This window comes from Cupriavidus necator, from assembly GCF_040578825.1.
GTDB lineage: Bacteria > Pseudomonadota > Gammaproteobacteria > Burkholderiales > Burkholderiaceae > Cupriavidus > Cupriavidus necator_E.
Genome location: NZ_JBEFLI010000027.1, coordinates 63,708 through 82,716, shown reverse-complemented (window position 1 = coordinate 82,716; position 19,009 = coordinate 63,708). Strand labels below are relative to the sequence as shown.

17 protein-coding genes and 1 pseudogene are annotated in these 19,009 nt (G+C 68.0%); 10 read left to right on the top strand and 8 right to left on the bottom strand.

Annotation, left to right across the window (positions count from 1 at the left end; all coding sequences use genetic code 11):
- Window positions 1-2: 2 nt before the first annotated feature.
- A complete protein-coding gene (locus AB1I47_RS15580; RefSeq protein WP_354684648.1) occupies window positions 3-908 on the bottom strand; it encodes a LysR family transcriptional regulator in 906 nt (301 codons plus the stop codon).
- 146 nt (window positions 909-1,054) lie between these two features.
- Here AB1I47_RS15580 and AB1I47_RS15575 point away from each other — a divergent pair, with 146 nt between their 5' ends.
- The 6 genes from AB1I47_RS15575 (at window position 1,055) to AB1I47_RS15550 (ending at window position 6,493) form a co-directional block, all read left to right on the top strand.
- Window positions 1,055-2,434, top strand: coding sequence for an acyclic terpene utilization AtuA family protein (locus AB1I47_RS15575; RefSeq protein WP_354684644.1), 1,380 nt, complete (start codon window positions 1,055-1,057; stop codon window positions 2,432-2,434).
- Window positions 2,431-2,781, top strand: coding sequence for an AtuA-related protein (locus AB1I47_RS15570; RefSeq protein WP_354684643.1), 351 nt, complete (start codon window positions 2,431-2,433; stop codon window positions 2,779-2,781). Before AB1I47_RS15575 ends, AB1I47_RS15570 begins: the two co-directional genes overlap by 4 nt.
- 43 nt (window positions 2,782-2,824) lie before the next feature.
- Window positions 2,825-3,796 (top strand): Bug family tripartite tricarboxylate transporter substrate binding protein, encoded by a 972-nt coding sequence (locus tag AB1I47_RS15565; protein ID WP_354684642.1) that lies wholly within the window; start codon window positions 2,825-2,827, stop codon window positions 3,794-3,796.
- 210 nt (window positions 3,797-4,006) lie between these two features.
- Complete coding sequence (locus AB1I47_RS15560) at window positions 4,007-5,074, top strand: MBL fold metallo-hydrolase (protein ID WP_407935847.1); 1,068 nt, start codon at window positions 4,007-4,009, stop codon at window positions 5,072-5,074.
- A gap of 348 nt (window positions 5,075-5,422) precedes the next feature.
- On the top strand, window positions 5,423-5,545 hold the full coding sequence (locus tag AB1I47_RS15555; protein WP_354684641.1) for a hypothetical protein: 123 nt from the start codon (window positions 5,423-5,425) through the stop codon (window positions 5,543-5,545).
- A gap of 201 nt (window positions 5,546-5,746) precedes the next feature.
- Complete coding sequence (locus AB1I47_RS15550) at window positions 5,747-6,493, top strand: NADPH-dependent F420 reductase (protein WP_354684640.1); 747 nt, start codon at window positions 5,747-5,749, stop codon at window positions 6,491-6,493.
- A gap of 31 nt (window positions 6,494-6,524) precedes the next feature.
- On the opposite strand, the gene AB1I47_RS15545 is transcribed toward AB1I47_RS15550, so the two are convergent.
- A complete protein-coding gene (locus AB1I47_RS15545) occupies window positions 6,525-6,914 on the bottom strand; it encodes a GNAT family N-acetyltransferase (RefSeq protein WP_354684639.1) in 390 nt (129 codons plus the stop codon).
- Between the two features lie 187 nt (window positions 6,915-7,101).
- On the opposite strand from AB1I47_RS15545, the gene AB1I47_RS15540 reads away from it, so the two are divergent.
- Window positions 7,102-8,589, top strand: a complete 1,488-nt coding sequence (locus tag AB1I47_RS15540) for an AMP nucleosidase (protein WP_354684638.1) — start codon at window positions 7,102-7,104, stop codon at window positions 8,587-8,589.
- A gap of 240 nt (window positions 8,590-8,829) precedes the next feature.
- Here AB1I47_RS15540 and AB1I47_RS15535 read toward each other — a convergent pair whose 3' ends face one another.
- Together AB1I47_RS15535 and AB1I47_RS33945 are read right to left on the bottom strand one after the other, a co-directional pair.
- On the bottom strand, window positions 8,830-9,477 hold the full coding sequence (locus AB1I47_RS15535) for an OmpW/AlkL family protein (RefSeq protein ID WP_354684637.1): 648 nt from the start codon (window positions 9,475-9,477) through the stop codon (window positions 8,830-8,832).
- 518 nt (window positions 9,478-9,995) lie between these two features.
- A pseudogene (locus AB1I47_RS33945) lies at window positions 9,996-10,133 on the bottom strand (hypothetical protein); the annotation flags it as partial.
- Between the two features lie 232 nt (window positions 10,134-10,365).
- Between AB1I47_RS33945 and AB1I47_RS15530 the strand changes: the two are divergent.
- Window positions 10,366-11,670: a hypothetical protein gene (locus AB1I47_RS15530; protein ID WP_354684636.1), complete on the top strand. Its 1,305-nt coding sequence runs from the start codon at window positions 10,366-10,368 to the stop codon at window positions 11,668-11,670.
- 424 nt (window positions 11,671-12,094) lie between these two features.
- On the opposite strand, the gene AB1I47_RS15525 is transcribed toward AB1I47_RS15530, so the two are convergent.
- The 4 genes from AB1I47_RS15525 to AB1I47_RS15510 form a co-directional block, all read right to left on the bottom strand.
- Window positions 12,095-12,412 (bottom strand): DUF6587 family protein, encoded by a 318-nt coding sequence (locus AB1I47_RS15525; protein WP_354684635.1) that lies wholly within the window; start codon window positions 12,410-12,412, stop codon window positions 12,095-12,097.
- 13 nt (window positions 12,413-12,425) lie between these two features.
- Complete coding sequence (feoB, locus tag AB1I47_RS15520) at window positions 12,426-14,282, bottom strand: ferrous iron transport protein B (protein WP_354684634.1); 1,857 nt, start codon at window positions 14,280-14,282, stop codon at window positions 12,426-12,428.
- 14 nt (window positions 14,283-14,296) lie between these two features.
- Window positions 14,297-14,620 (bottom strand): FeoA family protein, encoded by a 324-nt coding sequence (locus AB1I47_RS15515; protein WP_354684646.1) that lies wholly within the window; start codon window positions 14,618-14,620, stop codon window positions 14,297-14,299.
- A 394-nt stretch (window positions 14,621-15,014) separates the two neighbouring features.
- Window positions 15,015-15,935 (bottom strand): LysR family transcriptional regulator, encoded by a 921-nt coding sequence (locus tag AB1I47_RS15510; RefSeq protein WP_354684633.1) that lies wholly within the window; start codon window positions 15,933-15,935, stop codon window positions 15,015-15,017.
- 120 nt (window positions 15,936-16,055) lie between these two features.
- Here AB1I47_RS15510 and AB1I47_RS15505 point away from each other — a divergent pair, with 120 nt between their 5' ends.
- Window positions 16,056-17,855, top strand: a complete 1,800-nt coding sequence (locus tag AB1I47_RS15505; protein ID WP_354684632.1) for an acyl-CoA dehydrogenase family protein — start codon at window positions 16,056-16,058, stop codon at window positions 17,853-17,855.
- A 167-nt stretch (window positions 17,856-18,022) separates the two neighbouring features.
- Complete coding sequence (locus AB1I47_RS15500) at window positions 18,023-18,997, top strand: Bug family tripartite tricarboxylate transporter substrate binding protein (RefSeq protein ID WP_354684631.1); 975 nt, start codon at window positions 18,023-18,025, stop codon at window positions 18,995-18,997.
- Window positions 18,998-19,009 lie beyond the last annotated feature (12 nt).

Below are 19,009 nucleotides of genomic sequence, written 5' to 3'. Positions count from 1 at the left end.
ATTCACCGCCGCGCCGCCGCCTTCCCCCCGCGATAGAACCCCTGCAAACACTCAACCATCGCCGCCGCCGCAGCCGAATCGCCGCGGTCCTTCATCCGCACCAGGCAAATATCGCGCACCAGTGACGGCAGCTGCAGCGGCCGGATCGCCAGCCCCTCGCGCCGGAACTGAAACAGCGCCAGCGATGGCACCGCGCTGACGCCCAGCCCCGCCTGCACCAGCGCCGCTACGGTCGCGAGGTGCTCCACTTCCATCACGCTGTTCAGCCGCAACGGATGCAGCGCCGCATCCAGATGCTGGCGCACGCTGGTCGTGCGCGACAGCTGGATAAACGGCACGCCCGCCAGCGCCTGGGGCGCGATGCGCCGCTTGCGCGCGAGCGGATGGCCGGCCGGGCACACCAGGTGGAAGGTGTCGCGCACCAGCGGCTCCACGCGCAGGTCATCGTCCTGTGCCGGCGCCGGCGTCAGCGCGAAGTCGGCGCGGCCCTGCCGTACCAGCTCGATGCAGCCGTCGGCGAGCTGGTCGAACAACTCCAGCACGATGCCCGGATAGCGCTCATGAAACTGCGCCAGCAGCGGTGGCAGGTCGCCGCCCGCGAGCGAGGGCAGCGCCGCGATCGACACACGTCCCTTGCGCCGCTCCGCATGCGCACGCAAGTCTTCGAAGGCAGCCTCGAAGTCCGCCAGGAGCCGGCGCGCCGTCTGCTCGAAGCGCACCCCGTCGCTGCTCAGTTCCACGTGCCGGGTGGTGCGCTCGAACAGCCGGCTGCCGGCCTGGTCCTCCAGCGTCTGCACCAGCGCGCTGAAGGCCGACTGCGACAGGTGGCAGGCACGCGCGGCGCGCGTAAAGTTGCGGTAAGTCGCCAGTGCCACGAAGGCGCGCAAGTGCTTGACGGACAGGTTCATCGCCCAGAATACATTCATCTGTTAAGCCGATAGATTAATCCAAATAATCCGTTTTTTGGTTGGACGCGGCGGCCATAGAATGGATCGACAGGGCGCATCGTCTGGATGCTTCCGACAACGCTTCCCGCACCAACCCGCCTCCGACCATGACTGCTCCCTTGCTGATCGGCTCCGGCGCCGGCTTTTCCGGCGACCGCACCGATGCCGCGCTGCCGGTGGTACGCACGCTGATCGCCGCCGGCCAGCCGGCCGCGCTGATCTTCGAGACGCTGGCTGAACGCACGCTGGCGCTGGCGCAGCTGGCGCGGCGCAACGATCCCGCGCAGGGCTATGAGCCGCTGCTCGACGCGCTGCTGACGCCGGTGCTGGGCCTGTGCCTGCAGCACGGCATTCCCATCGTGGGCAACTTCGGCGCGGCCAATCCGCCCGCCGCGGCGCGCCGCGTGCTGCAGCTCGCCGCCGAACTGGAGTTGCCGGCGCCGCGCGTTGCCGTCGTGGAGGGTGACGACCTGTCGCACGAGACCGGCCGCACGCTGCTGCAAGGCATCCTTGGCGCGGCCTTCGACACCGATCGTTTTGTCTGCGCCAACGCCTATATCGGCGCGCAGGGTATCGCCTCGGCGCTGGCCGACGGCGCCCAGGTGGTGGTATGCGGCCGCGTGGCCGACCCCGCGCTGGCCGTGGGGCCGGCAATGGCGCACTTCGGCTGGTCCTGGGACGACTGGGACCGGCTCGCCGCCGCGACCATGGCCGGCCACCTGCTCGAATGCGGGGCGCAGGTCACCGGCGGCTACTTCGCCGATCCCGGCATGAAGGACGTACCCGACGTGCATGCCGTCGGTTTCCCGATCGCGCAGCTCGATGCCGACGGCGGCATCGAGGTCTTCAAGGCCGCCGACACCGGCGGCTGCGTCGACCTGCGCACGGTCAAGGAACAGTTGCTGTACGAGGTGCACGACCCGTCGGCGTACCTGACGCCTGATGTGGTCGCCGATATCGGCGCTGTCACCGTGACCCAGCTCGGCCCAGACCGCGTCGCGGTGCGCAATGTGCGCGGCCATGCGCGTCCGGCGCAGCTCAAGGCCAATGTGTTCAGCCACGGCGGCTGGCTGGCCGAGGGCGAGATCTCCTATGCCGGTCCCAACGCCGCCGCCCGCGCGCGGCTGGCCGCCGATATCCTGCGCCGGCGCATGAGCCTGCTGGGCCACGACGTGCCGATCCGCTTCGACCTGATCGGCGTGCTGAGCGTGCTGGCCGATGACGGCGGCGCGATGCTGGCGCAGCCCCAGCCGCGCGAGGCCGAAGCGCAGGACGTGCGCCTGCGCGCCGCGCTGGCGCACGACGACCAGTCGGTAGCGCAGGCGCTGCTGCGCGAGGTCAACGCGCTCTATACCTGCGGCCCGGCCGGCGGCGGCGGGGTGCGCACCGCGCAGCGCGCGCGGCTGAATGCCGTGTCATGCCTGGTGCCGCGCGACGCCGTGGCCGCCACGCACACCATCATCGACCAGGGAGGGCTACCGAGATGACCGCCACCGCCGCGCTCTACCAGTTCGCCCACGGCCGCACCGGCGACAAGGGCGACCGCTCCAACATCAGCGTCATCGCCTATGACGCGCGCGACTTCGACCATCTCGTCGCCCATGTCACCGAGGACGCCGTGCGCGCGCTGTTCCGTGAACGTCAGCCCACTGCCGTCACGCGCTACCTGGTGCCGTCGCTGCAGGCCATGAACTTTGTCCTCGATGGCGTGCTCGACGGCGGCGTCAACGACGCGCTCAATCTCGACACGCACGGCAAGGCGCTGTCGTTCCGCTTGCTGCAGCTGCAGATACCGCTGCCGCCGCGCCTGGCAACCGGCGCAGATAACAACTGACCCGGCGCTTCGCACCGTACAACGATTTCAACAGGAGACAACGATGTACCGATTCCTCAAGCCACTGGCTGCCGCCGCCGCGCTGTGCGCGCTGATCCTGCCCGCGGGGCAGGCGTGGGCCGAGTTCCCCGACAAGCCGATCCGCTTCGTGGTGCCGTTCGCGGCCGGCAGCGCCACCGATCAGCTCGCCCGCGCCATCGGCCAGGCCATCACCGTCGACAGCAAGGTTTCCGTGGTGGTCGACAACAAGCCCGGCGCCAACGGCTTTATCGCCGCGTCCGATGTGGCCAAGGCCGCGCCCGACGGCTACACGGTGCTGATCAGCACCAACACCACGCACGCCGCCAATGAGCACCTGTTCAAGAAGCTGCCGTACGATCCGGTCAAGGATTTCACGCCGGTGACCGCGCTTGGCCGCGGCGGCCAGATCATGGTGGTCAACCCGCAGGTGCCGGCCAAGACCGTGGGCGAGTTCATCGCGCTGGCGAAGAAGCAGCCGGGCAAGCTCAGCTTCGGCAGCGGCAGCTCGTCGTCGCGCATCGCCGGCGAGCTGTTCCAGCAGATGGCGCACGTGGAACTGCTGCACGTGCCGTACAAGAGCAACCCGCTGGCGATCACCGACCTGCTCGGCAACCAGATCCAGATGATGATCACCGATACCGCCACCGGCCTGCCGCAGGTCAAGAGCGGCAAGCTGCGCGCGCTGGGCGTGTCGGGCAAGGCGCGCTCGCCGCTGGCGCCGGATGTGCCGACCATCGACGAAGCCGGGGTCAAGGGCTACGAGATGAGCTATTGGTTCGCCGCCTACGCACCAGCCGGCACGCCGCAGCCGGTGGTGGCCAAGCTCAACGCCTTGATGGTAAAGGCCGCCCGCAGCGATTCCGCGGCTGGCTTCTACCAGTCGACCGGTACGGAAGTGTTTACCAGCACGCCCGCCGAGCTGGCGAAATTCCAGCAGCAGGAGTCTGGCAAGTGGGGTCGCATCATCAAGGCGGCGAATATCCAGCCGGAGTGAATGCGGACCGAAACAAGCTCGCATGCATGGAAAACGGGGCCACGTGCCCCGTTTTTTTACGCAGAAGTAGGTACGCTTTTGCCTTCCAACCCTGTTTGCGCGGGCCGGATAAGATACGTGCTGGCCATGCGCGCACGGCGATGTTGCTCCGCGCGCCCTGCGGCATGGGCCGTCTCCTCGACAACACCAACCAAGAACAGGAAACAGGATATGAAGCTGCCGTCCGTCGAGCGCCATGCCATCAGGCAGGCGCAGCGCCGTCTTCATGGCGCCGTGCTGGGCACCGCCATCGCCGCGGTGATTGGCGCCACCGTGCTGCCTGCCGGCATGGCCAGCGCCCAGACCGCCCAGGGCGCCCAGAGCGTCCAGACTGCCGCGCCCGCACCTCAGAAGACCCAGGTGCCGGGCTACTACCGGATGATGGTCGGCCAGCTTGAAGTCACGGCGCTCTACGACGGCTACATCGACCTCGACCCGAAGATCCTCAAGTACACCAGCGCGCGCGAGGTGCAGAGCCTGCTGGCACGGATGTTCGTGGAGTCGACGCCGGGCATGCAGACGGCGGTCAATGCCTACCTGATCAACACCGGCCGCAACCTGGTGCTGGTGGACACTGGTGCTGCCGGCTGCTTCGGGCCGACGCTCGGCCGCATCGGCGACAACCTGCGCGCCGCGGGCTATGCGCCGGAGCAGGTCGACACCGTGCTGCTGACCCACCTGCATGGCGACCACGCCTGCGGCCTGGCAGCCAACGGCCAGCCGGCGTTCCCGAATGCCACCGTCTATTTCGACAAGGCCGATGCCGACTACTGGCTCAATGAAGCCAATGCCGCGGCCGCACCGAATGAAGCCCAGGGGCTGTTCGCGATGGCGCGCGCGGCGGTGGCGCCGTACCAGGCAGCAAACCGTTTCCGTACCTTCAACGGCGGCGCGGGCACCGAGCCGATCCCGGGCGTGCGCGCGCTGCCGGCCTACGGCCATACGCCTGGCCACAGCGGCTACCTCTTTACCTCGGGCAAGGAGAGCCTGCTGCTGTGGGGCGATATCGTCCACAGCCACGCCGTGCAATTCCGCCGCCCGCAGGTTGCGATCGAATTCGACACCGACAGCAATGCGGCGGTGATCACGCGCAAGCGCATCCTGGCCGATGCAGCGAGGGGCAAGCTGTGGGTGGGCGGTGCGCATATGCCGTTCCCGGGCCTGGGTCATGTGCGGCGCGACACGGCCGGATATGCATGGGTGCCGGCGGAATACGGCCCGATCCGCTCCGACCGCTAACGGCTCACGCGTAGCGGGCTTTCCGGCCAACCGCCTTTCGGGGCGGTTTTTTGTACCTCTTGGCCGCGCGACGACGCTGCTGCGCAACGCCGGCAGCTTTGCCGGCATCCTGGACAGCGGCGCCGTCCTGCGCAACTGTGGCACCTCGATCCCTGGTGGCCTGGCTGTCAATGGCTCGGCGGAAGTCGGCGGCCTGGTTGGCGCGATGAACAAATGCGGACGTCCACCGTGTCGTGGGCAAGGTGGCGTCGACAACACTGGGCGGCAACCTGGCACGCAGTGACATGCACATCACCACCACGCCGTCCAACGATCCGGCCGGTCCGGACGGACAGGCTACGACAGGCCATGCAGCAGCGCGCGACTTATGAAGCGCTTGGCTGGACATTCGGCGACAACGACGCCGCGCCGTGGGTGATGCCGGACAATTCCGCGTACCGGCCCTACGATCCTGGTTATCCCATCCTCTAGTGGGAAAAGGCGCGGCCGTAACCGTAGCCACCCGCATTGAAGCAACGGCCGCATCTGCGGCCGTTGTCATTGGCGGTTTGCGGTGACGTTCCCTGCCTGAAGCGATCCGCCACGCTTGCGCCGCTTTTCGCCTAGAGTCATCCAGTGAGCCCGTGCGACGCACAGGCGCGGATGCCCCAGTCACTGAAGGAGGATGTCCCCATGCGAACCAACCCTCCCGCCTTCGATCCCGTCCGCCGCCGCCTGCTCGGTGCCGGCGCAGCAGTCCTTGCAGCAGGCCTGCCGCTGGCAGTGCGCGCGCAGCCAGCCAAAGCCGCCGCCGCGCAGCCCATCGGCGTGATCGGCTCGGGCCGCATCGGCGGCACCATCGGCGGTCTGTGGGTCATGGCCGGGCACCCGGTCCTGTTTTCGTCGCGCCATCCCGAAGCGCTCAAGCCGCTGGTCGACGGGCTGGGCCCGCTGGCACGGGCGGGCACGGTGGCGGAGGCCATCGCGTTCTCCGACGTGCTGTTCCTGGCCACGCCCTACGGCGCGCTGCCGCAGCTCAGCCGCGACCATGCCGAGGCCTGGAAGGGCAAGATCGTGCTCGATGCCACCAATGCCTACGACCACCGCGATGGCCCCATCGCCGCGGAGGCCAAGCGCGACGGCATTGGCAAAACCACCGCGCGCTACCTGCGCGGCGCGCGCGTGGTGCGGGCCTTCAATTTCATGGGAGCGGGGCAGTTTGCCAGCGAGCACCACCGCCAGGGCGGGCTGGTGGCCGTGCCGATCGCGGGCGATGACAAGGCCGCGCTCGACGTGGCCGCGCAACTGGTGCGCGATGCGGGCTTCGATCCGGTGGTGGTGGGGCCGCTGGCGAGCGCGGATCGCTTCGCGCCAGGCGGGCCGCTGTTCCGGCAGGTGGGAACGGCTGAGGAGTTTCGTCGCAAGATGGGCGAACGTTGACGGTCCGCCGGCGGGCTGGCTCAGTGTCGATTCAGGACCGGCGCCGCTCCATCGCCACCATCGACGGCGTGAAGCCGAGCTGGCCGAAGAAGGCGGCTTCCGAGGAGCGCGCCGCGCGCAGCAACCAGGTAATGTCGGGATCGTTGCCCATGATATGCCGCACCAGCGCACGGCCGATGCCGCGGCGGCGGTGGCTGGGCGCCACGGCGACCATTGACAGGAAGCCGTCGGAGACGTCGTCGCATAGCGCGCGGGCAAAGCCGACGAGCTCGCCGTCGTCCACCGCGACGGCGACGCGCTGGGAATTGGCCACCAGCCGAGCGAATTTTTCCGGGCCGCCCACCCGGTGGGCCCAGCCGTTGGCGATCAGTAGTTGTCTGGCTGCCTCGATGTCCTCGGGCAACAGGTTACGGATTTCCATTGGCGGCTCTCCCAGTAAAGCATGTACGGCCCCTCGCCGCCCCTTGCCACCAGGGCGCCGCGAGTCGAGAACGGCACGGGAACCCGCGCCGCGCAATTGGCGGAGTGTAGCGAGCGGGCGCTGGCGCGTCAATTTGGCCGACGGGCGGGGTGGGGTGCTTCTCCCGCTCGCGCGCTGGCGCGGTATCATGGCCTCCATGAACGCCCCCGTCTTTTCCTCAGCCCATCCGGCCGACCAGCTTGCGGAATTTTCTGACGCGGACGCGGCGCTAGCGCGCATCCGTGAGATCTACGAGGCTTCGGTCGGCGCCGTGCGCGCGCGCTTCGATGCATTCGCCGGCGGCAAGCCGCTGCCCTCGGCCGCGCACGCGTGCTATCCGTACCTGGGCATCTCGGTCAATATCGAGACCATGGTCACCGACAGCCGCCCGTCCTGGGGCACGGTGGCGTACCCGGGCGTGTATGGCACCACCGTGACGCGCCCCGACCTGCTGGCCGACTACTACCGCGACCAGATCGAGCGGCTGATGCGCTATCACCGCGTGCCGGTGGTGGTGGGGCTGAGCCGGCGGCCGATCCCGCTGCCGTTCGTGATCGAGGCCTCGACCACCGACATCAGCTACACCCAGGCGCGCGAGCTCGAAGCCTCGTTCGTGCTGCCGGAGCTGAGCCGCATCGACGACGCCATCGCCAACGGCACCTACGAGCCCGTGCCCGGCGAGGCCTGGCCGCTGTCGCTGTTCCCCGCCGAGCGCGTCGACCTGGCGCTGCAGCGGCTCTACCACTACACCGGCACGGCGCCGCAGCACTTCCAGCGCTTCGTGCTGTTCACCAACTACCAGCGTTATGTCGACGAGTTCGTCGCGCTCGGGCGCACGCTGATGGCCAGCAGCGACGGCGGCGGCTACACCCGCTTCGTCGAGCCCGGCGACGTGCTGCAGGAGCTGAGCGGCGCCGAGCCTGACGACGCCTTGCGCCCGCGCGCACTGCCGCAGATGCCGGCCTACCACCTGGTGCGCGAAGACAAGCTGGGCGTGACACTGGTCAATATCGGCGTGGGACCCTCCAACGCCAAGACCATGACCGACCATCTTGCCGTGCTGCGCCCGCACTGCTGGCTGATGGTGGGCCACTGCGGCGGCCTGCGCCGCTCGCAGCAGCTTGGCGACTACGTGCTGGCGCACGCTTATGTGCGCGACGACCACGTGCTCGACCATGACCTGCCGCCGTGGGTGCCGGTGCCGCCGATCGCCGAGATCCAGGTGGCGCTGCAGGAAGCGGTGGCGCGCGTGACCGGCCTGTCCGGCAACGAGATGAAGACCCGCATGCGCACCGGCACCGTGGTTTCGACCGACGACCGCAACTGGGAGCTGAAGTCCAAGGCGCTGTATGCGCGCTTCAACCAGTCGCGCGCGATCGCCATCGACATGGAAAGTGCGGCAGTGGCGGCCAACGGCTTCCGCCTGCGCGTACCGTACGGCACGCTGCTGTGCGTCTCCGACAAGCCGCTGCACGGCGAGCTGAAGCTGCGCGGCATGGCCAACGCCTTCTATCGCCAGCGCGTCAGCCAGCATATGACCATCGGGCTGGAAGCGATCCGCATCCTGCGCGAGAACGGCGTCGAGCAATTGCACTCGCGCAAGCTGCGCAGCTTTGACGAGCCGGCGTTCCGCTAGTGTCCTGTCCCGTAAATAGCTTGATAAATGAAATCGTCCAGTTGCTCGTCAGGCTAGGCGCGAGGAGGCGCCATAGCCGTAGCGATGGCAACGACGAGCAACGACGCATGGCGGGCAACTGGGCGATTTCATATCGAGTTTATTTGCGGGACAGGAGACTAGGCTGCAACGCTCAGTCCGGCAAAGCAAAAAGGCCGGCGCCCCGATGGCGCCGGCCTTTTTTCATGGTTGCCGCCAGGCTCAGAAGCGGTAGCCCACGCCCATGCTGAACACCCACGGGTCCAGGCTGACCTTGGACACCCTGACATCGCCGGCCTTGACGTCGCTCTGCAGCCAGATCTTCTTGATATCGGCGTTCAGAAACCAGTTCCTGGTCAGCTTGTAATCCATGCCGATCTGCATCGCCGGGCCCACGCTCCAGCTGTCGAGCTGCAGTGAGTCGTTGGCGATGTTCTCGCCATAGATGCGGGTGAAGTTCAGGCCGACGCCGATATACGGGCGGAAGGTGCCATTGGGGATCAGGTGGTACTGGAACATCAGCGTCGGCGGCAGGTGCTTGAAGGTGCCGACCTTGTTGCCGTCGAGGTAGACGTTCTGCTTCTGCGGCACGGTCAGCACCAGCTCGGCGGCAAAGTTGGGCGTGAAGAAGTAGGTGACATCGAGTTCCGGGATCCACTTGTCGTTGACCGTGACGCGGTTCGCATCACCGACGCCACCGATCGGGGCCGAACTCTTGCTCATGTCGAGATAGGTGCCACGCAGGCGCACCATCCAGTTGCCCTGCCCGTCTATGTCCGCGGCCACGGCTGGCGTGGCAGACGCGCCAAGCAGGGCGCAGGCGGCGAAGGCAGTGCAGGTGACCCGGGTACGGAGAGAGAGCTTGTTCATGATGTTATGTCTTGGTCTGGTAAGAAATCCGCGCCCAGTTTGGCCGAGCGGGACGGTGCAGACCTTGATGCAGAACAAGTCATACGGAAGGGGGGCGCGCGTCGCGATGCCGCTACAGCGCGGTCGGCGGTAGCGCATACGAGGTTGCAGCACTAATAAACACATGCGGAATGATTCGTGGCGCCTTGCTGCGCCCGGCCTTACTCTGTGCAGGAGATCAGTGCGCGCCCGCACCAGCCACCATGCGGGCGCGCCGGCACCGTGCATGTCGTGGGCGTCCGCAAGGGCGTCTTTCCGGGTGTGCCCCGTGGGGGCGGGGCACACCGGCTTTCTAGCGAATGTGTGCGGCGTCAGAGGCCGCACGCATCGGCCCCCCGCGGTCATCGCGTGCTTGTCGTAGTCCATCACGCGTATCGGCAGGTCCAGCGCATTGATGAAGGCATCGATCGGGCCGTTGGCCTTGCCGCGCACGCGGCATGGTTTGCCGTCACACATCATCCCCACTTCGATCTCCTCCGCCGGCGCGGCATGTAGATGCCATGCGCCTGTTCCAGCAAGTACGTCATGCCGCCCTGGCCCTACTGGCTGTTGACGCGGATCACCGTGTCGTAGCTGCGGCCGGGATCGGCGGGATCGATCGGCAGGTACGGGACTTCCCTTCGGACAGGCGGGTATCGGTCAAGCGCGGGAGGTGGCCGATCCCGCTCACCCTATGGCGGTGGACCTGCGCTGAATGGATGAGAACGGCGCGCGTTCGGTGCGCTGCCGCTCAGTCCTATGGCCGGTACAGCGCTGGCGCCTTTGCGCCTAGGCTGGTAGCGCGGGACACATGACTGGGGGAACATCATGAGACTGAGAACGTGGGCATCCTGGCTGACAGGCACTGCCATGACTCTTCTGCTGGCGGCTTGCGGCGGCGGCGGTTCGGGCACGCCCACCACGCCGAACACAGGCGGCACCACGCCGCTGACCTATACCATGAAGATGAGCGTGACCTCGGGCGAGGTCGGCGTCGGCCGCACGCTCACCATCAGCGCGCTCGCGGTCGACAGCAACGGCGTCGACGTGACTGGCAACACCACCTTCACCTGGACCAGCACCGACAACGCCGTCGCCAGCGTGGAAGCCAGCGCCGCCACGCCAGGCAGCGCCGTGGTCCGCGGCGTGGCCACCGGCACGACTACCGTGCAGGTGACTGCCACCGTCAGGAACGCGGACAACACTACCGCGCAGGTGCCAGCGCAGTCGGCCACCATCACCGTGGTGCCGGCGTCGGCGCTGTCCTACAGCCTGTCGATTCCCAGCACCAACCTGTCGATGAGCGACGGGCAGGAGCTGCCGGTCAAGGTCTCGCTGCTCGACAGCAACGGCGCCGACGTGTCCGCGAGCGTCAATAGCTGGGCATGGGCCAGCAGCGGCAGCGCGGTCCAGGTGACCGCCAGCCAGAACAGCGCCACGCTGCGGGCGAGCAACAGCTCGACCACCGCCGCGGCCACCGCCAATGTCATGGTGTCGGTCACGGCGCCGGATGGCCACGCGCTCGGCGGGGTGATCGCGGTGACGGTGCAGAAGAACGGTTCGGCGACCTATCGCGTGGTGACCACGCAGAATGGCCAGCCGGTGGATGCACTGCAGGTGTTCAACGACCGCCCGGCAACGTTCACCTCGCGCGTGCTGCGCAACGACGGCCAGGACGTGACCGCGGATTTCGACGGCACCTGGACCTACACCGCGACGTCGCCGACGCTGTCTGCTTCGGAAGCAGCGGGTACGCATAACGCTACGGTCAACACCAGCCTGTCCAAGGACACCGGCCCGGTGCAGAGCACGCTGACGGTGACCGCGGTGAGCACCAGGCTGCCGGCCCGCCCGAGCGCCGGCCTGACGGTGACCGAGCATCCCAAGTGGGCGCTGGTCAGCGATAACCAGCAGCCGATGACGGTGTTGCTGATGCCGCCGATGAATATCCCGGTGACGGCACGGATGAAGAACCTGGGCAATGACGCGCAATACACGGCGTGCGCCAACTGGGCGTGGACCAGCACCGGTCCGGTTGTGCTGAGCCCGGGGTTCACGCCGAACCAGAACTATGTCAGCGGCACGGCGCCCGGCGACTTCACCATCACGGTGACCTGCACTGCGGTGGCTGACAATACGGCGCTGAAGCTGGTGTACTTCGGGACGGTCAAGTAAGCGACTGGTTTCCTCGTGATGAAGAACGCCCTCCGGTTGGAGGGCGTTTTGTTTTGAGGAGAGGGGTGGGGGAGAGGGCCGGCGCATGCAAGTACGGATGCGCCTGGTTAACCTGGGGCGACGCCAAAGCGTACCCATTTCTGCGTGATCTCCCTAAGCGCATTTCCGATGCAGAAGCAGCCCTTTGCAATGCCAGAAGACAACGCATGTGCCGCCCGTCGCCAACCCCAGCCACCACACCATTCCAGCCGCCCGACACCCCATGCGTACCCATTTCTGCGTAACCCAATTCACGCCAGAGATCGCACCGCCCAAGCCCGCCAACCCGCCTCCAGACGAGCGAAAACCGCCGCTCCCGCGCAAGGCGGAAGCAGCGGCCGTACCCGTTTCTGCGTGATTGCCTGAGAGAAGAAAAGCGCGCGACTCAGCGCTTGCGCACGAAGCGCACCACCTGTTCCGAAGGCTGGTCCGGCTTTGCCCCGGCGGTGTTCGCGGTATTCGATCCGCAGGTATTGCACCCGCCGTCGTCACAGCCGCTGGCGCAACCGGCAGCGGTCTGCGGTGCCAGCCAGCGCACCAGCCGGGCGCGCCAGCCAGTGGCGGCAGCACCGCCCAGGCGCGCCGCCAGCGCCGCCTTGACGCGCTCGCGCGTGCGCGGGGCGTAGCGTGCGGCCACCGACATCGCGCACGCCAGCACGATCAGCGGGACCAGCAGCGTTTCGATGGCGTGGTAGAGCGTCATGGCAGCATTGGCCTTAGCTGAACAGCAGCGCGACGCGATAGGTCACGAACGCGGCCAGGTAGGCGAGGCCGGTCAGGTAGGCGGCCGACGCCGCCATCACCTTCCACGAGTTGGTCTCGCGCCGGATCACCGCCAGCGTGGAGATGCACTGCGGCGCAAACACGTACCAGGCCAGCAGCGACAGCGCGGTGGCCAGCGACCATTGCGCCGCGATCATCGGTGCAAGCTGCGTGGCCACAGTGTCCTCGCTGCCCGACAGCGCGTACACCGTCGCCAGCGCACCCACCGCCACCTCGCGCGCGGCCAGGCCCGGCACCAGCGCGATGCAGATCTGCCAGTTAAAGCCCACCGGCGCGAACACCTTCTGCAGCGCATGGCCGATCATGCCGGCAAAGCTGTAGTCGATCGCGGGACCGGTCGCGCCGTCCGGCGCCGCCGGGAAGGTCGACAGGAACCACAGCAGCACGGTCAGCGCCAGGATCACCTTGCCCACCCGCGACAGGAAGATGCGGGCACGCTCCCACAGGCCGATGGCCACGTCGCGCGGATTGGGGATGCGGTACGACGGCAGCTCCATCAGCAGCGGATGGTCGGTGCGGTCGCGGCGGAAGAACTTGAGCGCGTAGGCCACCACCAGCGCGCTGAGGATGCCCGCCACATACAGCGCGAACAGTACCAGCCCCTGCAGGTTGAACAGGCCCAGCACCGTGCGCTGCGGGATAAAGGCGCCGATCAGCAGCGCATACACCGGCAGCCGCGCCGAGCACGTCATCAGCGGCGCCACCAGGATGGTGGTGAGCCGGTCGCGCGGATCCTGGATCGTACGCGTGGCCATGATGCCGGGGATGGCGCAGGCAAAGCTCGACAGCAGCGGGATGAACGAGCGCCCCGACAGCCCCGCGCCCATCATCAGCCGGTCCAGCAGAAAGGCCGCGCGCGGCAGATAGCCGGATTCTTCCAGCGTCAGGATGAACAGGAACAGGATCAGGATCTGCGGCAGGAACACCACCACGCTGCCCAGCCCAGCGACCAGCCCATCGACCAGCAGGCTCTTGAGCATGCCGTCGGGCAACCAGGTACCCAGCATCTCGCCGGCCCAGTGCACGCCGCCCTCGATGCCGTCCATCAGCGGCTCGGCCCAGGAGAACACCGCCTGGAACATCAGGAACAGCAGCACGGCCAGCAGCAGCAGGCCGAACACCGGGTGCAGCACGATGCGGTCGAGCCGGTCATCCAGCGCGGCGGTGCGCGCCGGCATGCTGACCGCGGCGGCGAGCAGGCGGTTGACCTCGGCGTGCACATCGAAGTCGCTGGCGGGCTCAGGTCCGGCCGGCGGCGCCGGCGGCAGCGTGCTGTCGAGCAGGCTTACCAGCGCCGCGGCGCCGTCGCGCCTGACGGCGACGGTGCTGACCACCGGCACGCCCAGCGCCGCCGACAGCTTGTCGCGATCGATGCGGATGCCGCGGCGCGCGGCGGCATCGCTCATATTGAGCACCACCACCATGGGCAGGCCCAGACGGCGCAGCTCCAGCACGAAGCGCAGGTGCAGGCGCAGGTTGGTCGCATCGACCACCGAGACCAGCAGGTCGGGGCGCGCTTCGCCCTGGCGCACGCCCAGGCAGACGTCGCGCGTGATGGCTTCATCCAGGCTGGCCGCGTGCAGGCTGTAGGCGCCGGGCAGGTCCAGGATGCGCACCTGGCGCCCTGCCGGTGATACGAAATAGCCTTCCTTGCGCTCGACGGTGACGCCGGCGTAATTGGCCACCTTCTGGCGGCTGCCGGTCAGGCGGTTGAACAGTGCGGTCTTGCCGCAATTGGGATTGCCGACCAGCGCGATGCGCAGGGCAGAAGTAGAGGGAGCTGCAGACATATTCCGGGGAGGGCTTAGGCGATCCGCTTGGCGGACGAGCGGGCTGCCGCGGCGCCATCCAGGTCATCAGCCTGCGCGGCGGCGATGCTGGTGACCGAAGCGCTGGCAATCTCCACGCCGATGCGCGCCGCTTCCGAGCGGCGCAGCGCAAAGCGGGTGAAGCCCACCTGAGCCACCATCGGATCCATGCCGAAGGGGCCGTAGGCGATGATCTGCACCGCCTCGCCGGGCACGAAGCCCAGTTCCCGCAGGCGGCGCGCGACCGGATCCCCCGGCGTGGCGTCGTCCACCGATTGCACAACGGCGGGCGTGCGCCGTGGAAGTTCAGACAACCGCATCATGCTTCCAGTCCGTGGGGCGCGGCCGCCGCCAGGGCGCCGCCATGCGGCACGGCAGGACCCCGCCGGGGTACGTAAATGAAAATCGTTTTCATTGTATCGCAAATGTGTCGTGGCAATGCCCCCACCGGGGGCGGGCATGCCGACGGCGGCCGGACGCCATTTGCGCCGGCAGGAGGCGAATGATAACCGCTCAACGTCGAAGGGATGTGGCGACCCCGCGCCGCTATATAGAGAGGCCCGGCTTCCGTTGAGCGCGGCGCAATTTGGCACGGCGATTCCGGTTGCAACCGGATTCCTATCATTCCATGCAATTACTGCATTTGCGTTATTGGATGTCGCCACCCTGCGCGTTAAGCTGGCGTCACGCTGAACACCCCGTTCCACGCGTACTTCACAAGCCATCGGCCACTGCGCCGGTGGCTTTTTCTTTATGGGCCGCCGCCGCGCGGACCATGCCGACAAAGTTGTCGCGTGCCGGATGGTCCGGCGCCGCCTTCCACGCGCAGTACACCTCGGAGCGAACCCCGGTGCCCGCCAGCGGCCGAAACGCTGCGCCCGCCATGCCCGAGCGCGCCAGCGCCGCCGGCACCACCGCCACCCCCATTCCCTGCGAAACCAGCGACACCACCGACAGCCAGTGCCGCACCTCGTGCCGGATCTGCGGATAAAAACCCTGCGCCGCGCACATATCGAAGATGCGGCTGTAGTAGTCCGGCGACGCCTTGCGCGAGAACAGCACGAAGGGCTCTTCGCGCAATTCGGCCAGGGGCAGTTCGGCACGCGCGGCCAGCGGATGGTCAGCCGGCAGGCAACAGACGAAGGGCTCGCTGTGCACCAGTGCCGCCTGCAGCGGGTCCGGCACACGCCCGGTGTGGATAAAGGCGGCGTCGAGCGCGTCGTGCAGCAGCGCATCGATCTGCTCTTGCGAGTTGAGCTCGGTCAGCGCCACCTGGATGCCGGGATAAGCGGCCTGGAAGTCGCGCAGGTACTGCGGCAACCCTCGGTACAGCATCGAGCCGACAAATCCGACCCGCAGCCTGCCGACCGCGCCGGCTTCGATCTCGCGAGCCAGCACGCGCGCGGCCTCGGCCTGTGCCAGCAGCGCCGTGGCGGATTCTTGGAAGGCCCGCCCCGCCGCGGTCAGCCGCACGCCGCGGCTGTCGCGGTCGAACAGCCGGGCGCCGACCGACGCCTCGAGCTGCTGGATATTGAGCGACAGCGGCGGCTGCGAGATGGCGAGCCGGCGCGCGGCGCGGCCGAAGTGCAGTTCCTCGGCCAGCACGAGGAAGTAGCGCAGGTGACGGAATTCCATGGCGATACAAAATTTATATGGATCGAGCCAATTTTAGAATTAGACGCAAATCCTTGGGGTTTTAATAATGGAGGCCAAAGGGTCTGGCGGACCGACCCAACCCATCGAGGAGACCTGGCCATGCCGAGCAGCACTGCACGCGATACCGCACCTGAAGCCCACCCCACCGCACGCACGGCCGGCCATCCGGTACCGGATCGCCAGGGCGGCAGCCTGTTCAGCGCCGACCCCGAGCTGCGCGCGCTGCTGCCGCTGTACCTGCCGGCCGACCTGTTCAACCACCTGCTGCCGCACCTCGAACGGATGGGCGCGCTGGCCGGAGGCGTGCTGGACGAACTGGCTGGCGTCGCCGACCGCAATCCGCCCACGCTGAGCCATCGCACCCGCGCCGGCGTCGACGCCCAGCGCATCGACAAGCATCCGGCCTATGTCGAACTGGAGCGCGTGGCTTTTGCCGAGTTCGGGCTGGCCGCCGCCTCGCATCGGGGCGGTGTGCTTGGCTGGGACAAGCCCATGCCGCCAGCGGCGAAGTACGCACTCACCTATCTGTTCGTGCAGGCCGAGTTCGGGTTGTGCTGCCCGCTGTCGATGACCGATTCGCTGACACGCACGCTGCGCAAGTTCGGCGATCCGGCGCTGGTCGAACGCTTCCTGCCCAACCTGACCACGCAGGGGTTCGAAGACCTGTACCAGGGCGCGATGTTCATGACCGAGCAGGGCGCCGGCTCCGACGTGGCCGCCACCGCCACCCGCGCGGTGCGCGACGCCAGCGCCGAGGGGGGCTGGCGGCTGTCCGGCGACAAGTGGTTCTGCTCCAACCCCGACGCCGCGCTGGCGATGGTGCTGGCGCGCGTGGAGGACGAGGCCGGCAACGCCGTGCCGGGCATCAAGGGCGTATCGCTGTTCCTGCTGCCACGCAAGCTGGCCGACGGCAGCGACAACCACTACCGCATCATCCGGCTGAAAGACAAGCTGGGCACCCGCTCGATGGCCAGCGGCGAGATCCGGCTCGACGGCGCGCATGCGTACCTGGTCGGCGAACCCGGCCGCGGCTTCGTGCAGATGGCCGACATGATCAACAACTCGCGGCTGTCCAACGGCGTGCGCGCCGCCGGGCTGATGCGCCGCGCGCTGACCGAGGGCCTGTTTATCGCGCGCGAGCGCCGGGCCTTCGGCAAGCGCCTGCAGGACATGCCGCTGATGCGCCGCCAGTTGCTCAAGCTGACGCTGCCCACCGAGCAGGCCCGCACCATGGTGTTCCAGACCGCCGAGGCACTGCGCCGCGCCGACGCGGGCGAGGGCGGCGCCTACCCGCTGATGCGCATCCTGACGCCGCTGATCAAGTTCCGCGCCTGCCGCGACGCGCGCAAGGTCACCGGCGACGCCATGGAGATCCGCGGCGGCTGCGGCTATATCGAGGAATGGAGCGATCCGCGCCTGGTCCGCGACGCCCATCTCGGCTCGATCTGGGAAGGCACCAGCAATATCGTCGCGCTCGACGTGCTGCGCGCGATCCGCCGCGAAGGCGCACTGCCGGTGCTGCAGGCGCACCTGGCCGGGCTGCTGGCCGATACGCCGATGCACGCCGGTGCGCGCGCCACGTTCGAAGACGCCATCGCCGCCACCGCGAAGCTGGCCGCGCACGCCGCCGAGGCCGGCGCCGACGGCGACCTGCTGGCGCGCCAGGCCGCTTCCGCGCTGTACCACGTGACCAGCGCGGCGGCCATGGCATGGGAAGCCGGCCGCATCGGCTCGGTGCGCCGCATGCGGCTGGCGCAACTGGTGCTGCGGCATCGCGTGCTGCCGCAGGATCCGCTGGCCGCGCAGGCGCAGCCCGATTGGCTGGCCGACACCGTGGCCCCGCCCGCCGATGGCGTGGTCCGCGCCGCCGGTGCGGTCGATGAGGTCAACGTGTTCTGACAACGCTTCCCTCACCGCTTGTTTGTCCCCTCTCCCGCCCGCGGGAGAGGGTCCGGGGGAGAGGGCAGGCGCATCCAGTCGCGTTACCCCTTGCTAAACCCTCCCAAAAGCCCCCGCAACCTCATCCCGCCCCACGCGGGAGACGACCAACACCAGGAGACAACGCCATGAAACTCTGGCACCGCCTCGCGGCCATCGCCGCCTGCACGCTTTGCATCGCCCCAGCCTTCGCGCAGAAGGACTTTCCGACCAAGCCCATCATGATGGTCGTCACCTACCCGCCCGGCGGCCCCACCGATGCAATGGCCCGCACGCTCGCCGCCGCGCTCAAGACCAGCCTCGGCCAGCCGGTGGTAGTGGAGAACCGCGCCGGCGCCGGCGGCAATATCGGTGCGGAAGTGGTGGCGCGTGCCGACCCCGACGGCTACACGCTGATGTTCGGCACTTCCGCGCCGCTGGCGATCAACGTGAGCCTTTATCGCAAGATCAACTACGACCCGGTCAAGAGCTTCGCGCCCGTGATCCAGATCGGCCAGCTACCCAATGTGCTGGTGGTCAATCCATCCGTGCCGGCAAAGAACGTCACCGAGCTGATCGCCTATGGCAAGGCGCATCCGGGCAAGCTGACCTATGCCTCGTCCGGCAACGGCGCCTCATCGCACCTGGCCGGCGTGCTGTTCAACAACGTCACCGGCACCGACTTCCAGCACATTCCCTACAAGGGCACGGGCCCCGCGCTGAACGACCTGCTCGGCGGACAGGTCAGCATGACCTTCACCGACGTGCTGACCGCGATGCCCTTTATCAAGAGCGGCAAGGTGCGCGCGCTGGGCGTCACCACCCGGGCACGCTCGCAGGCACTGCCCGATGTGCCCACGGTTGCCGAACAGGGCGTGCCTGGCTTCGACGTGTCGGTATTCTTCGGCGTGGTCGCGCCCGCCGGCACCCCGCCGGAGGTCATCGGCAAGCTCAACCGCGCCTTTGCCGATGCGCTGAAGCAGCCCGAGGTGCGCAAGACCCTGCAGGCACAGGGGCTGGAGTTCGCACCGTCGACCACGCCCGAGCAGCTGGGCGGTTTCGTCAAGGCCGAGGTCGGCAAGTGGCGCACCGTCGTGCAGAAGTCGGGCGCGCAGCTCGACTAAGCGACGAGGATC

Excerpts from the sequence above, each read along its gene's own strand:
- AB1I47_RS15565 (WP_354684642.1), top strand. The coding sequence starts at position 2,825 with ATGTACCGATTCCTCAAGCCACTGGCTGCCGCCGCCGCGCTGTGCGCG.
- AB1I47_RS15535 (WP_354684637.1), bottom strand. The coding sequence starts at position 9,477 with ATGAACAAGCTCTCTCTCCGTACCCGGGTCACCTGCACTGCCTTCGCC.
- AB1I47_RS15505 (WP_354684632.1), top strand. The coding sequence starts at position 16,056 with ATGCCGAGCAGCACTGCACGCGATACCGCACCTGAAGCCCACCCCACC.
- AB1I47_RS15550 (WP_354684640.1), top strand. The coding sequence starts at position 5,747 with ATGCGAACCAACCCTCCCGCCTTCGATCCCGTCCGCCGCCGCCTGCTC.
- AB1I47_RS15515 (WP_354684646.1), bottom strand. The coding sequence starts at position 14,620 with ATGCGGTTGTCTGAACTTCCACGGCGCACGCCCGCCGTTGTGCAATCG.
- AB1I47_RS15540 (WP_354684638.1), top strand. The coding sequence starts at position 7,102 with ATGGCCTCCATGAACGCCCCCGTCTTTTCCTCAGCCCATCCGGCCGAC.
- AB1I47_RS15530 (WP_354684636.1), top strand. The coding sequence starts at position 10,366 with ATGACTCTTCTGCTGGCGGCTTGCGGCGGCGGCGGTTCGGGCACGCCC.
- AB1I47_RS15525 (WP_354684635.1), bottom strand. The coding sequence starts at position 12,412 with ATGACGCTCTACCACGCCATCGAAACGCTGCTGGTCCCGCTGATCGTG.
- AB1I47_RS15545 (WP_354684639.1), bottom strand. The coding sequence starts at position 6,914 with ATGGAAATCCGTAACCTGTTGCCCGAGGACATCGAGGCAGCCAGACAA.
- AB1I47_RS15500 (WP_354684631.1), top strand. The coding sequence starts at position 18,023 with ATGAAACTCTGGCACCGCCTCGCGGCCATCGCCGCCTGCACGCTTTGC.
- AB1I47_RS15560 (WP_407935847.1), top strand. The coding sequence starts at position 4,007 with ATGAAGCTGCCGTCCGTCGAGCGCCATGCCATCAGGCAGGCGCAGCGC.
- AB1I47_RS15575 (WP_354684644.1), top strand. The coding sequence starts at position 1,055 with ATGACTGCTCCCTTGCTGATCGGCTCCGGCGCCGGCTTTTCCGGCGAC.
- AB1I47_RS15570 (WP_354684643.1), top strand. The coding sequence starts at position 2,431 with ATGACCGCCACCGCCGCGCTCTACCAGTTCGCCCACGGCCGCACCGGC.
- feoB (WP_354684634.1), bottom strand. The coding sequence starts at position 14,282 with ATGTCTGCAGCTCCCTCTACTTCTGCCCTGCGCATCGCGCTGGTCGGC.
- AB1I47_RS15580 (WP_354684648.1), bottom strand. The coding sequence starts at position 908 with ATGAACCTGTCCGTCAAGCACTTGCGCGCCTTCGTGGCACTGGCGACT.
- AB1I47_RS15510 (WP_354684633.1), bottom strand. The coding sequence starts at position 15,935 with ATGGAATTCCGTCACCTGCGCTACTTCCTCGTGCTGGCCGAGGAACTG.
- AB1I47_RS15555 (WP_354684641.1), top strand. The coding sequence starts at position 5,423 with ATGCAGCAGCGCGCGACTTATGAAGCGCTTGGCTGGACATTCGGCGAC.